The sequence below is a fragment of the Chitinophaga sp. Ak27 genome (assembly GCF_012726295.1).
In the GTDB taxonomy this organism is placed as follows: domain Bacteria; phylum Bacteroidota; class Bacteroidia; order Chitinophagales; family Chitinophagaceae; genus Chitinophaga.
Genome location: NZ_JABAOB010000001.1, coordinates 214142 through 227539 on the forward strand (window position 1 = coordinate 214142; position 13398 = coordinate 227539).

The following is a 13398-nucleotide window of genomic DNA, read 5'->3' on the forward strand; positions in this document are numbered from 1 at the left end:
TCTAACACGATGGTTAAAGGGTAAGATTCACGCCAATGGCATAGGTTCTGTTTTGCGGGTAATTGGTATTGTCAAATCCACGAAGGGTAGAACTGGTGCCATAGGAATTGGTTTCAGGGTCGTAATATGGATAGTTGGTGATATTGAATAAATTGGTAGCGGTAATATATACGTTCAGGTTATTGATCCATTTGATATGCATTTCAGCGCCACTGAGATTGTATCCCAGGTTCAGTGATTTCAACCGGAGAAAGGACCCTTTGTATACCCACATAGTAGATGGAATGTAGTTCCGTGAGTTTATACGGGGGATATTGGAATTGGGATTGGAGGGTGACCAACGATCTTTGATCATCGCATATTGGTTGGTGAGGGGGTCGCCCGTTTTGTAGAAATCATCGGCGAGGTTCATCACGTCGTTGCCAAAGGATCCCTGGACGTAGATATTGAGTGAAAGCTTTTTATAACGGAAGGTATTACCGATACCTCCAAAAAAATTTGGATTGCCGTTGCCTATTTCGCTGAAATCTTCATGGCCAAATTTGCCATCACCGTTAAGATCTGCATATAGCGGATCACCCAGTTTGGGGTTCGCACTTGGGTCCACGGCGCCTTTGGGGATATCATTTGATTTGCGAACGCCATAATAGGTGGCGCCCCAGAAGGTGCCTACAGGATGGCCCACCTGCAATTTGCTGACGGTGCTGTAGCCTCCAAAGCCGATACCAGCAAGGTCAAAACTCTCCACGCCCCCGAGGTCTACCACATTGTTGCGGTTACCGGAAATGTTAAAGGATGTTTCCCAGCTGAAGTTTTTATGGGAGATATTTTGCGTATTGATGAGTAACTCAAGCCCCCTATTTTCCACTACGCCGACATTGGTGATCTTGCTGGCAAAACCGGTTTGGGTGGCCAGCTGCTGACTCAGTAAAAGATTTTTGGTGCGTTTATTATAATAGTCCAGCTCAACGCTGATTTTTCCTTTCAGAACCCCTACTTCCAGTCCGAAATCAAATTGCCGGGTAGTTTCCCATTTCAGGTTGGGATTGGGTAATTGCGACTGTACATAGCCTAGTATTTGCTTGGTACCCAGGATATACCCACTTACCGAGCTGAGTGCAGCGAGCGAAGAATAGGTTTGAATTGCCTGGTTACCGTTGTAGCCATAACTGGCCCTCAGTTTCAGGTAATCAAATACGTTGAGACGTTTGATAAACGGTTCTTCCTCCAGACGCCATGCCACTGCGGCTGCTGGGAAGAAAGCATATTTATGATTTTCAGCAAACCGGGAAGCGCCGTCGGAGCGGCCGGTGAGGGTAAAGAGGTATTTATCTTTATAACTATAACTAATTCTGCCAAGGAAAGATACGATGGTAAACTGTTCGAACTGCGATCCGACACGAAAAGTCGCTTGATCGGTGGCGCCCAGGTTATTATATTGAAAGATATCGGTGGCATATCTATCTCCTTTGGCGCCAAGTGTATCGGCGCAGGATGTTTGATAAGTGGTACCGGCCAGGATGTTGATGTGATGATCTTTTCCTAATTGCTTATCATAGGTGAAGGTATTTTCACTCAGCCACATCAGGGTATTGCGGGAGGCGCCGGTAGCAAGCCCGCCTTTTCCGTCCGAGGCACGTGTGGGCATACTGCCTGGCATATAGGTCTCTGTCTTTACAAAATTCATTTCAGATCCAAAGAGAGATTTGAAAGTAAGACCGGGGATGATATCCCATTGTACAAACAGGTTTCCAATGATGTTATTGCTGGTGAAATTATCTACCGGTAAGGTGCCCTGTGCTACCGGGTTATCATACACCATCTGGTCGTTGGTTTTTTTACTGGAGAAAGTTCCATCAGGATTATACACGGGCGACGCTGGGTTGTAAGAGAGAGCCGATTGACCATAGTTTTGTCCGCCGAGCGATACCGTACTGTTTTTAATCTCTGACCGGCCTATATTGAGGATGGCACCAACTTTCACATTCTTCTTTACATATTTGTCGAGATTTACCCTTAACTGGTAGCGTTTAAAGCCGGAGTTGATAATAATACCGTCCTGGTTAAGGTAGTTAGCCGACACAAAATAGTGATAGTTGTCTTTTCCGCCGCTGGTACTCAGGGTAGCGTTCTGCATAAGCGCCAAACGGGATACTTCGCGTTGCCAGTCGGTACCACTGCCCAGTGAGTCCGGATTGCTATAAAGCACAGGACCACCGTAGTCCAGAGAACTTTCGTTGGCTAGTTTAGCATAATCTGATGCGCTCATCATGTCAATATATTTGGGGACCTGTTGCCAGGCATTATAGATGTTTATATTGATCTTGTCTTCCCCGGTTTTTCCTGTTTTAGTGGTCACAATAATTACACCGTTGGCTCCACGGGCGCCGTAAATAGCGGTGGCGGAGGCATCTTTCAGGATTTGTATGGATTCAATATCCTCTGGATTGATCAGGTTCAGATCTCCCGCGCCAATCAAACCATCTATTACATATAAGGGCTCGTTATCTGCATTAACGGAGTTACCACCACGGATACGTATAGACGTTCCCGAGCCCGGGGCCCCGCTGATGGAAATGACCTGGACGCCAGCTGCCTTACCTTGCAGCATCTGGTCTACACGGGTTACCGGTATGTTCTTAAATACGTCGCTTTTAACCGTGGTAATGGCGCCAGTGAGGTCTTTTTTGCGGCTGGTACCGTAACCCAGCACTACTGCATCTTCCAGGTTGGATACAGCCGATTCTAACGTGATCCTTACCGGGCTGCCGGGTTTGGGTTGTATGGTGCCGGACTGATAACCAACCATGCGGTACTCGAGGATTTCACCTTCATTCAGGCGCAGGGAAAAGTTTCCCAGCGCATCGGTGGTAGTACCACGTGTGGTTTTTTTTATACCAACAGTGGCACCTGGCAAAGGGGTGCCGTCCTTGTCGACAACCCTCCCTTTTACGGTAAATGTATCGGTTACGGTTCCCTGAACCACGGGCTTAGCACTAATGTCGCGGGTATTAACGGTGGCATTTGATGGCTGTTTTACCTTTAGTAAAATGAATTTATCATCTACCGGCTCAAAACTAACCTGATCTGCGGGCAACACGCTTATCAGTACCTGTTTCAGTGTGGATTCCCGGAAGCTGGCGGTAACAGGTTTACTTTTTTCCAGGATCTGATCATTATAGACAAAGCGTACACCGGTCTTTCTACCGAGTTGTTGCAGTACGACAGACAGGGGGAGCTGATTAAAGCTGGCACTGACCTTTTTCTCCAGGACGCTCTGGGCCTTTGCTGCCGAAGCCCAGCTCAGTGTGGCAGTGATGGCGATGAGTGCAAATTGCAGGGGCGTAAACCGCCTAATCATTTTGATTGATGATGATATTCCAGCCACCGGATGGTCCGTTTTTTCATTGTTCCTGAACGCCTTGCCCCGAAAGGCAAGGGCATGACATTCCCATTTACATTTTTTCATGTAACTTTGGATTCATTTAAATAATGAATGACTGTTTGTGGTTTGGACTTTTTATAGGGATATTCGCGTATCCCTGTTTTTATTGGCACTTATTTACATCCGCTTCCTGTAATGGTGATAACGCCATCTTTAATGTCGTAAGAGGCATTGACGGCCATGGTTAATAATTTTAAAGAATTAGACAACGATTGATCGGTGACGTCTGCTGTAACATGGCATCCTTCAAACTGCTGATAGTTACCCTTGAATTTTACGTCAAATTTATGTTCCACCCGTTGAATGATCTCTGGGAATGCGGTGTGGTTAAAGTTCATGTCGTATTCCGTGCCATTCACTGTCTGTTCTCTGTCTGCTGTACTGACCTTACTAACAGATGCTTGCCGGCTATCGCCCATGAATTGGTAATCGGGTGTAATAAGCAATGGAGCGGCTATATCTTTCCTATTGCTTTTCTTTACTACCTGTACTTTACCTGTTAATACCAGCAGTGAAAAGGGATGATTTCCGGCATGCTCCTTTATATTAAAACTGGTACCCAATACCTGGGTAGTGTATTCTCCGCTTTCCACTACAAAAGGATGTGTGGGGTCTTTCTTGATCTCAAATAGTCCTTCTCCTTTTAATATTACCTGCCGGTCTTTCTTACCAAATGTCGCCTGCCATGAGATTGAGCTGTTGCCTTTCAGCCATACAATGCTGCTGTCCGGAAGGATCATTCTTTTGATGCCGCCATCTGCCGTTACTGTAGTAATTTTCCCTTGTTGCCATTTGTTGATACCTGCCCATCCAGCGGCTATCAGCAGGAGGGCTGCTGCGGCCCTGGCAAAGCGTTTACCAGCACTCATTTTTACCGGTTTTAAGCGCGGTGCCAACCTTGTTTGCAGAGCGAAATAGAGCCGGTCTTCCAATGCCTTTTCATCTGTATCGGCCGACTCCCAGGAAATTTCGCCGGGTGTTTTACGTGCATACCATTCGAGCAGTGCGTCTCGTTCTGCGGTGGTTATATTTCCGTTTATCCATTTATCGGCCAGTTGCCTAATGTGATCTGGTATCTGTGGCTGCATATCAATGCCCTTTGCTATATAGTGGGTGAAATAATATAGTTACCCTTAGTGGGTAAGAAAAAAAATCAGAGGGAGTAAAAAAAACAGCGGAGGTGGTTTACGGCGCCTCTTAATATGCGTAATGCCTTACTCATGTGGGATTCCACTGTTTTGCGAGAAATCCGGAGGGCATGTGCAATTTGCTTTTCAGTCATGCCCTGTTCCCTGCTCAATCGGAATACCAGCTGGCACTTTTCCGGAAGTGTATCAATTACACTCTCAATGGTGGCCTTTAGTTCTTCGCCCTCCAGCCATAGTTCAGTAGAGTGATCGGAAATAATACAATCAGTGGTATCTTCCATTGCAGGGCGACGTTTGTTGGCAGCGATCTTTTCAAATATTTTATAACGGATTACCGCAGAAATATAGGTATGGAAACTGTATTTGATCTGCAGTGAATGGCGGCGGTACCAGATATTTATAAACACATCCTGTACTAATTCCTCCGCATCTGCATAAGACTGCAGCTGCGTATAGGCTTTGACAAGTAATTTCTTCCAATATCTTTTATGCAGTTGGCGGAATGCCGGTTCATTGTTCTGCATCAACAATTGTAACAGCTCTTCGTCCGTGTTTTTCTCCATTGTCCCTAAAATTACAGTTCATGAAGCAATACATACGTGCAATCAAATAAACTCTTTTTTTTTTAAATGACAAATTGCGGATGGCTAAAAGTAGTTCTAAAAAGGGCGTGGGAGAAAATATGGGTTGAAAAAGTTAAAATAACATTAACTGCGGTGACAAAAAATATTTCGGCAACAGTAGGGGTAACACCTGCATTATACCCACTATATACCTAAGTACGCGCAGGTCGATAAAAACAAACAGGCCGTTTTTATCGGTGACGCCAGGGCCACCAAAGGCGCCGCTAATTCCCTGGCAGCCAGGATCTGCCTGTATAGCCGGCAGTACGACAAAGCATGCTCACAGCCGCCGAAGCGCTGGCGCGCAGTAAAGGTGTGAATGCAACTTTGTCGGACCTCCTTAATAAAGTATACGTCTACGTCTACGCCTATACGAAAATTGGGCCACCGCATGCATATACAGTGGCCGACTTTACCAACGCGGACACGCTCGAGAACAGGATACCGCAGGAACACCGCTGGTAGATGGCCTTTGAAGGATTTACACGGTATGATGCGATCGGCAATAACATAGCGCCTAATCCGCAATTGCCGGCTGCCCGTTTTGCCATGCCAATACCACAACATGAAATAGATATTACCAAAAAACTTATCAAACAAAACCCTGATTACTGATCTTTAACTGGAAACATAAATACATGCAAATCAGAAAAATCATTACGGCCATTTCAGGAACACTGCTCTGTATGGGCAGCTATGCCCAAAACCGGCAGCAGATCATTTTGCAGGGCAATATTACCGGCGATCTGAAAGGATATAACAAAATGTATATCTACTCCCGTACCTATAATGATTCTGCCATCATTGAAAACGGGCATTACACTTTTCGCATTCCTTTCAAAGAACCGGTATTCCTGATGTTGTTGCCGGAATATGTAAAGGCGCAGCGCCAGATGTATACGCCCTTTGGCATCCTGATGGATCAACCCGTTACTTACACGGTTACTACCGATGTGGCAAAGGGGATGAGCGCCTCCGTGATAAAAGGTTCTGAAGCATCGGAACTGCTACAGGCTCATGGCAAACAAAAAACCGCCGCCTGGAAATCCATCAGCGATGAACTGAAAAAAGAGTTTGGCCAACCATGGCTGCAGGAATCAGATCCCCGTTATGCGGCATTTGAGTCCAAACGAAAAGCCCTGCAGAAAAAGTACCTGGCACCTTTGCTGCAACAGCTTGTAAAAAAACATCCCAATTCATTTGCGTCGGTATTCAGCCTTGGTGAGGCCCGCGAAATAATGAATGTGGAACAACAGGAACGGCTACATGCCTCTCTGTCTCCGGAGATGAAGAAAACAAAGGAAGCAAAGGAGTTTAAAGAGTTTACACAGGGGATTATCAACTCTGCCGTAGGCAAAAAGGTAAAGAATTTCACCCTGCCGGATGAAAAAGATCAATCGCTCTCCTTCAGCAGTTTCAAAGGAAAATATGTGCTTTTGGATTTCTGGGCCGGCTGGTGCGGACCTTGCCGGGAATCGTTCCCGCATATGCGCGAAGTATATGAGCAGTACAGGGATCAGGATTTTGAAATCTACAGCATCTCCATCGACAAAAGCAAAGCCGACTGGCTGAAAGCCGTAGCCAAAGAGAATAACCCCTGGAAACAGGCGCTGGACAATATCAATATCGCCGGCAGCGGTTTTGCTATCAAGGGCGTGCCTACTACTTACCTGATCAGCCCTGAAGGCGAGATCCTGATGAAAGAGGTGGGGTTTAACCCCGATGGCAGCAGTGAAATAGAAAAGAAACTGGTCACCTTGTTTGGAGACACCCCAAAGCCCGCTGCCAAAGCGGCCCGAGAAGCAGGTAGTCAAACTAAGGCCAGCCCCATGGTTCCCATGCAATAATCATCTTCTTGAATAATTATCATTCAAATGAAAAATACCAGAATAGTATAGCTATGTGGTTGCTGGTGGCGGGTGGAACTACCTCCTCCGCCGCACAACAGGCGAAGAAATTTATTACCGTGAGCGGTAAAATAAAATTTCCGCCTCTGACAAAACAGCAATAGAGGTTCCTTCTCCAGGTACAGAAACAGGTGGGCAACGACCGCGTAACTATTGATTCCATTCATCTCCGGTATTCACCTCCATCTGCCTGTGAAAAACCCGTACAATGTGAACAATGAAAACCGCAGGAAAGAAACGCATTGAACGGATATTCCGCGAAGAGTAACAAGCCAGGGAATCAATCAAAGAAGCAATCAGCAACAACCGAAATCAATAATATAAAACGTGTATCCATTCCTATTATACTAAAAATACACGCTGCCGGCCGCTTGGGCGCAGCACCATTTTCTGTAATCATAAATACAATTGTATGCAACTGAATTTTAAAAAACACGGCGTACAGCTATGGGGAGCCTTCCTGTTACTGTTGCCTACAGGCGTTTCCCGGGCGCAGACTATGACCCGGCAGGACAAAATTTTTATTCAAAAAGGACTCCAGTACCAGAGCTGGATCCGGGTGGATGGCGCTCCGGAAGGTCTGCCCGTAACGGCGGTTACGAGGATTGCTATTGGCAGAACCGGGCGCTATGTAAAGATACAGCTGCCAGCCACGGATCCGTTGAGTCTTGCTGAAGTGCAGGTATTCAGCGGCGGCGTAAATGTGGCGCAGGGTAAAACCACGCTGCAGTCATCTGACTTTGGTATCGGGCTAAGCAATAAGGCGGTTGACGGCGATACCAATGGCAACTACGCCGCCGGCTCCGTTACCCATACCATGGATGGTAATACTGCCATGGAACCCTGGTGGCAGGTGGATCTGGGCAGTATTGTAACGATCGATTCCATCAGCATATGGAACCGAACAGACTGTTGCGATCAACGGCTCAAAGGTTTTTATTTATTTGTTTCCAATGCGGCATTTAACGGTAATTCTTTGGTAAGCACTTTTGCTCAGAACGGCGCCAGCTGGTACATGCAACCTGGCGTCAGTCATTATCCCAGTGGCAATGAACTGGCCAACACTCATTTTGCGCCTACGTATTATGAACGTCCCATGTATAACTATACGATTCATCAGCAAAATCCGGCGGCGCAATGGGCACTGGCGAAAGCGCCATTTGGTACGCACGTTAGTCGTGGCCCTACCGCGTTTGAACAATCGAATGGTTTTCTGAATAGCTTACAGGCGGCCGACAGCAACCAGCTATCCAGCATCTGTTTTGGTGATGAAGAAAGCTACAGCACTGCCGTACAAGGTTATATGCGCGATTGGTTTGCTATATCCCGGAATAAGTACCCCAATGTGTTGGTACATAACAATCAGTACACGGGGCAGTGGTCTGAAGCCAATCTCAGAACTTATCTGCAAACGGCTAAACCGGATCTGCTGACGTATGACTATTACTATTTTTATTTGAACCGCAGTCCTGCCCCAGGAGGTTCCCTGGCAGCCATTTTGCAGGATATGTACCTATATCGTAAACTGGCGCTGGAAGGATATGATGGTAGTGGTACTTCCCCTATTGCCTTCGGCGCTTATCTGCAGGGATACAAGGGAAGCCGTAATGGTGGTTCCGATAACTATTATCCATCCGAATCAGAGTTTAATATCGGGGTATATTCGTTCCTGCTCATGGGCGCTAAATGGATGAACAGTTTCCGGTATATAGGAGGTAATGGTACTTTTTTCTGGACGGATGATAACGGTATCCCTACTCCGCAGTACTGGCAAAATGCAAGACTGGGAGCAGAGGTGTTAAATCTTTCCCCGCATTTGTCGCGCCTACGTACGAAGGATGTGCGTTTTATCGCGGGACAACATATTTCCGGAAGCACAGCAGTGAATAATGTATCGCCAGCCAGCATCGCCGCCTGGGATTCCACAGCAGACCCCTATATCACCAGCATTGCAGCTACTAACCTGGTAGCCGCCACCAATAATGGGTTACCGGGAGATGTAGCTGTTGGATATTTTAAACCGGTATCGGGAATAGCTAATACCAGTGGTATAACTATGGCGCCGGTTACCAGTAGCAGCGCTGCCTATTTCATGATCATGAATGGCCTTAGCATATCAAATGGTTGTTGTAACGCCCCTGGTACTCCAGGGATTTTAACGGATACTATCCAGGGAAAAGCAAATCTTGCGAAACAGAAAATTACGATGAACATCAACTTTGGTACTTATCCTGTAGATACCTTATATAGGGTAAGAAGAAGAGATGGGGCAGTGGAAAAGGTGAACCTGACGTTGGTCACTGGAAAGAAATATGTGCTGAACGATACGCTAGACGGTGGTTTGGGGGATCTGTTTTATTGGAAAAATGCAGGCGCCGTAGTTATTCCGACAAGCAACCTGGCGTTGGAAAAGCCGACTACGCAATCTAGCGATCATAGCAGCTCTACGGGGCTGGCGCCATTGGCCGTAGATGGTAATACCAATGGTAACTACTTTAGTGGTTCTGTAACGCATACCAATGAAGCGCTGACCAATCAGCCCTGGTGGCAGGTGGATCTCGGAACCTCCGCAAATATCCAGACGATCAGGATTTATAATCGTACGGATTGTTGTGGGAGTCGTTTGGCTAATTATCATATTTTTATTTCCAGCGTTCCCTTTACATCCAATACCGTGGCCGGCACACAGGCACAGGCGGGGGTACAGGATTATTTTCAGACTGCAACAGCCGGTACTCCTTCTGCCATCAGTATTAATAATACCGGTCGTTATGTGCGTATACAACTGCAAAGCACCAATGTACCATTGAGTCTTGCCGAAGTACAGGTGCTGGGTAATTTTACCTTAGCACCATTGCTGCAGAATACAGCAGCCGTTGCCGGAAATACGCACGCAATGAAGATGTCCGCATTAAAAGGCAATGAAGGAATAAACTGCAGCATATATCCGAACCCGGTTACCAGTGACGAATTCACTTTATCTCTGGTATCCCCTGCGGCGGCGCAAACTACGCTGACAATACATGACCTGAGAGGGCTGCAGGTACTGGCAAAACAAGACGTTTCGCTGCGTAAAGGGAATAATAGTATCAGGGTACAGATAGGTCCGCTTATACCCGGCATCTACTTTTTACAGTTGAGTGTACAGGGAGCACAAGTGGTGAAGAAATTTGTTGTGGTAGGCAAATAGTATTAAACATAATTGGACTGGCTATAAGAGCCAGTCCAATTACATTTCTATAGCGGTAATAATTTCTTGATATCAATTACATGTGTTTTTGTCCACCGGTCGTGCCAGGGATTACAATGATAGCCAAATCCGCTGAATCCATTAAAAGGTGTGGCATGGATCAGCCCTATCGGGAAAGCTTTCCGTGCACTCACATTATTACTGTCTCCTGTAACGGTCTTCGTTCCCGCAAACACTTTGCCCAACAGTATCCGTCTGGCAGTGGCTATAATCATACGCACTATTGGTTTGGTGCCTTCTTGCTTCGGTCTTGCTATGCACGATGTCCCTCGTAGCCAGGGTGGCATCTATGATATTCCCTGGCGTCGCCGTATTCAGTTCTGCGGTCGGTCAAAACCCGAAGCAGCGGAACACCCTACTCTTAGCAGAAAGATGGCACACGGTTATTGACAGCAATAGACTTTTAAGAGATACGAAAAAGGGAGGCCAATGGCCCGCCTTTTTATTTCCGGTATGTTCTATTGGCTAAAAAATATCAATTCTCATCTTTGTAGTTAATCTGTTGATATAGCGCCCTTTCTATGATTTCTTTGCAAGAGTCATACCGCACCCTTCCAAATCCCTAATTTCATAGCACTAATTCTTTCCCGGAGGAAGGTCACCATTTGTAGCCTATACACCTAAGGCTAAATTCACTAGTCCTTTGTTGCAGATATATGAACAGAAAGATCTTCAACCCATTTCCCATGAACATCTTTTATGACCGGGACAAACGCAAACAACCAGCGCTGCTCTCTATATGCTCTCGGAATTTTCACAAAGATCTCATTCCACCCTTTTCTCAATTGAATTTTCGCGGGTGGGCGGCTCCAATAAAATTCTTCATCAGTAAATGGAATTTCATTCGCTGGCCGCCCCCAGGTATTATGCAAATAGCGGTTCCCGCCAGGATTCGCCCATTCCGGGCCCCTGAGCTCCTGTCGGTTAATAAATACAGCACCTCCATTTGCATCCCATTGTTTATTCAGGGGGATACCTCCACTACGTCGGTTAGATCGAGCCGGGGCTTCAAATCCAAGAAAGGCATGTACTTCTTTTGCTGCGGGCGTATAAATATAGCCTGTGAGATAAGCTGTTTCCAGCACCTTATCATTAAACATTGCCGCATTTTCTCCCACATTCACCTGTTGAATACCACCGGTAACTTTAACTTTATAGGTCGTATCATCTATTGTACTTAGTTCCGAAATACATCTTCTATCAGTGGAATCACCTTTCTGATGATAGTAGGGCCCTCTTAAAATCCATTCACTGTTTCCAAACTGCGCATACGGAAAATAATCACCGAAAAAAAAATTATCTCTATGACGTGCTAACCTACCTTCAAACTCACGAAAATACTTGTACGCAACAGTTCCCTTCGCAGGTAATGCATTAACAAATAATGGCTCAAAAAATGGTCTGCCGCACCAAACCGCTTCACTGTAAGTAATAATACCAGGCCACACTGCATTATACAATATGATTTTCGATTTATCGTCAACCTTTACATCCGGCCAGCAACAAACAATACCACCAAGTGCGACGGAATCACCTATAGGTCGATTACAAACTTGCTGAAAAAAATAACGCCGCACCAATGAAAAAGCATCATAATTATTTAAATATCCTCCATAAGAGTCTATATAAGGATTACCCGATGTTCTTTCTCCCGTTGCACCATCCTCCCTCCATAATTGTTCAATAGTGCCTTCCAGGGGAGGCAACCCCGGATTCCAGACCATAACTTTACGGTTGTTTTCTTTAACCCGGGCCGACATACGCTGTATAAAAGCGCTTGGATTAGGAATATGTACTTCATCTGACCCAAGATGAATAATAGGGCAATCTGCAACCGGTATTTCCTTGCAAAACTCATCAATCAGCCGTTCCAACACCTGCATCCCGTGTTCACTTTCCATCTTAAAACCAAACGTTGGCTCGAAATATTCGCTGTGGCCCGGCATGTCCAATTCCGGAATAATTGTAATGCAACGCTCTTTTGCATAACGAATTAGCTCCCTAATGTCATCAAAACTATATGAGCTATCCGGGTCGCGACCGTCTCTGCGATTCTTAGGATCATTCAGCTGAGGATATATCTTACTTTCAGGTCGCCACGCCGGATTATCAGTAAAATGCCAGTGGAACGTATTGAATTTATACCACGACAGTTTATCTAACTGGGTCTTTAACATGGTTACACTCTGAAAATTCCTTCCATTATCATGCATAAATCCGCGCAGCCCGAATGCTGGCCAGTCATTAATGATACATCCCGGTATTTGCTTCCTTAGCGTTGTTTGAAGAACAATTTGTCTCAACGTTTGCACTGCATAGTAAAATCCAGCAACATCTTTCGCCCCAACAACGATACCTCCTTTTGAGATCCGCAAAGAATAACCTTCATTTTTTGTACATTGGACACTATCAACCTTAAAAACAATGCAGTTTGATGGTAATCTCTCTCCTTGTCTAACTGTCTTCAAGCTGCTTTGTATCGAAAGTCCCCTAAGTAGTTCATGCAATGAACGGAGGGCATTCCCAGTAATTGATTGATCTTGATCTTCAACCGCAATAACCAGACTATCGGACAATTGCCATTTATCCTTGGTCCATTGCAGTTCCCGGGGAAACGGAATTAATGCTACAGGGGCATGGGACAATTCTTCCAAAGTATGTTCAGCTTTCCAGCTTAATAAACTATTATTTACCTGAGAACGAGCAATGTCACAAACAAGCACCAGGCAAATCAACAATAGCGTAAACTTATTCTTCTTTCTGTTCACCATAATATATGCTTTATTCGGCCTATTAATTAATATTACTTATCAACTGAAAAAACGGTTCCAGACTACTACAAAAAATATTTTAGTTATATGTAATATATACCCTTACTTATCTATCAGATCTTTCAGTAAAATTTTCTGAAATATCATCTGCACACCATTTCCTTCATATAAAATATCAATCGCTTCTTCGTCAACAGAGAATGCAGGAATAACCCAAGCTGTCCCATTCATCCAACAACTAATAATTTCCGGGC

Annotated in this window: 9 protein-coding genes; 4 read left to right on the forward strand and 5 right to left on the reverse strand. The window is 45.4% G+C overall.

Features of this window, described 5'->3' with window-relative positions:
- Positions 1 to 13 precede the first annotated feature (13 nt).
- The 3 genes from HGH90_RS00880 to HGH90_RS00890 all read right to left on the reverse strand — a co-directional run bounded on the left by HGH90_RS00880 (position 14) and on the right by HGH90_RS00890 (position 5156).
- The gene (locus HGH90_RS00880) at positions 14 to 3469 is read right to left on the reverse strand and encodes a SusC/RagA family TonB-linked outer membrane protein (protein ID WP_169190141.1); all 3456 of its coding nucleotides are present in this window, start codon (positions 3467 to 3469) and stop codon (positions 14 to 16) included.
- Positions 3470 to 3558: 89 nt separating this feature from the next.
- Positions 3559 to 4533 (reverse strand): FecR family protein, encoded by a 975-nt coding sequence (locus HGH90_RS00885; protein WP_169190142.1) that lies wholly within the window; start codon positions 4531 to 4533, stop codon positions 3559 to 3561.
- 65 nt (positions 4534 to 4598) lie between these two features.
- Positions 4599 to 5156 carry an RNA polymerase sigma factor gene (locus HGH90_RS00890; RefSeq protein ID WP_169190143.1) on the reverse strand — a complete coding sequence of 186 codons (558 nt, stop codon included), beginning with the start codon at positions 5154 to 5156 and terminating at the stop codon, positions 4599 to 4601.
- Between the two features lie 525 nt (positions 5157 to 5681).
- Here HGH90_RS00890 and HGH90_RS00895 point away from each other — a divergent pair.
- From HGH90_RS00895 to HGH90_RS00910, 4 genes are all read left to right on the forward strand, one after another.
- Entirely contained in the window at positions 5682 to 5831 is a 150-nt protein-coding gene (locus tag HGH90_RS00895; RefSeq protein ID WP_169190144.1) for a hypothetical protein, read from the forward strand.
- 23 nt (positions 5832 to 5854) lie between these two features.
- Entirely contained in the window at positions 5855 to 7063 is a 1209-nt protein-coding gene (locus tag HGH90_RS00900; protein WP_169190145.1) for a TlpA disulfide reductase family protein, read from the forward strand.
- Between the two features lie 8 nt (positions 7064 to 7071).
- A complete protein-coding gene (locus HGH90_RS00905) occupies positions 7072 to 7227 on the forward strand; it encodes a hypothetical protein (RefSeq protein ID WP_169190146.1) in 156 nt (51 codons plus the stop codon).
- Positions 7228 to 7535: 308 nt separating this feature from the next.
- A complete protein-coding gene (locus tag HGH90_RS00910; protein WP_169190147.1) occupies positions 7536 to 10313 on the forward strand; it encodes a discoidin domain-containing protein in 2778 nt (925 codons plus the stop codon).
- A 47-nt stretch (positions 10314 to 10360) separates the two neighbouring features.
- Here the strand turns inward: HGH90_RS00910 and HGH90_RS00915 are convergent, their stop codons facing one another.
- Positions 10361 to 10588, reverse strand: coding sequence for a hypothetical protein (locus tag HGH90_RS00915; RefSeq protein WP_169190148.1), 228 nt, complete (start codon positions 10586 to 10588; stop codon positions 10361 to 10363).
- A gap of 420 nt (positions 10589 to 11008) precedes the next feature.
- Positions 11009 to 13144 (reverse strand): family 20 glycosylhydrolase, encoded by a 2136-nt coding sequence (locus tag HGH90_RS00920; protein WP_169190149.1) that lies wholly within the window; start codon positions 13142 to 13144, stop codon positions 11009 to 11011.
- Positions 13145 to 13398 lie beyond the last annotated feature (254 nt).

What these genes read in the sequence shown, in the direction of transcription:
- HGH90_RS00910 (WP_169190147.1), top strand. Translation starts at nt 7,536, where the DNA reads ATGCAACTGAATTTTAAAAAACACGGCGTACAGCTATGGGGAGCCTTC.
- HGH90_RS00920 (WP_169190149.1), bottom strand. Translation starts at nt 13,144, where the DNA reads ATGGTGAACAGAAAGAAGAATAAGTTTACGCTATTGTTGATTTGCCTG.
- HGH90_RS00880 (WP_169190141.1), bottom strand. Translation starts at nt 3,469, where the DNA reads ATGAAAAAATGTAAATGGGAATGTCATGCCCTTGCCTTTCGGGGCAAG.
- HGH90_RS00890 (WP_169190143.1), bottom strand. Translation starts at nt 5,156, where the DNA reads ATGGAGAAAAACACGGACGAAGAGCTGTTACAATTGTTGATGCAGAAC.
- HGH90_RS00885 (WP_169190142.1), bottom strand. Translation starts at nt 4,533, where the DNA reads ATGCAGCCACAGATACCAGATCACATTAGGCAACTGGCCGATAAATGG.
- HGH90_RS00915 (WP_169190148.1), bottom strand. Translation starts at nt 10,588, where the DNA reads ATGATTATAGCCACTGCCAGACGGATACTGTTGGGCAAAGTGTTTGCG.
- HGH90_RS00900 (WP_169190145.1), top strand. Translation starts at nt 5,855, where the DNA reads ATGCAAATCAGAAAAATCATTACGGCCATTTCAGGAACACTGCTCTGT.
- HGH90_RS00895 (WP_169190144.1), top strand. Translation starts at nt 5,682, where the DNA reads ATGGCCTTTGAAGGATTTACACGGTATGATGCGATCGGCAATAACATA.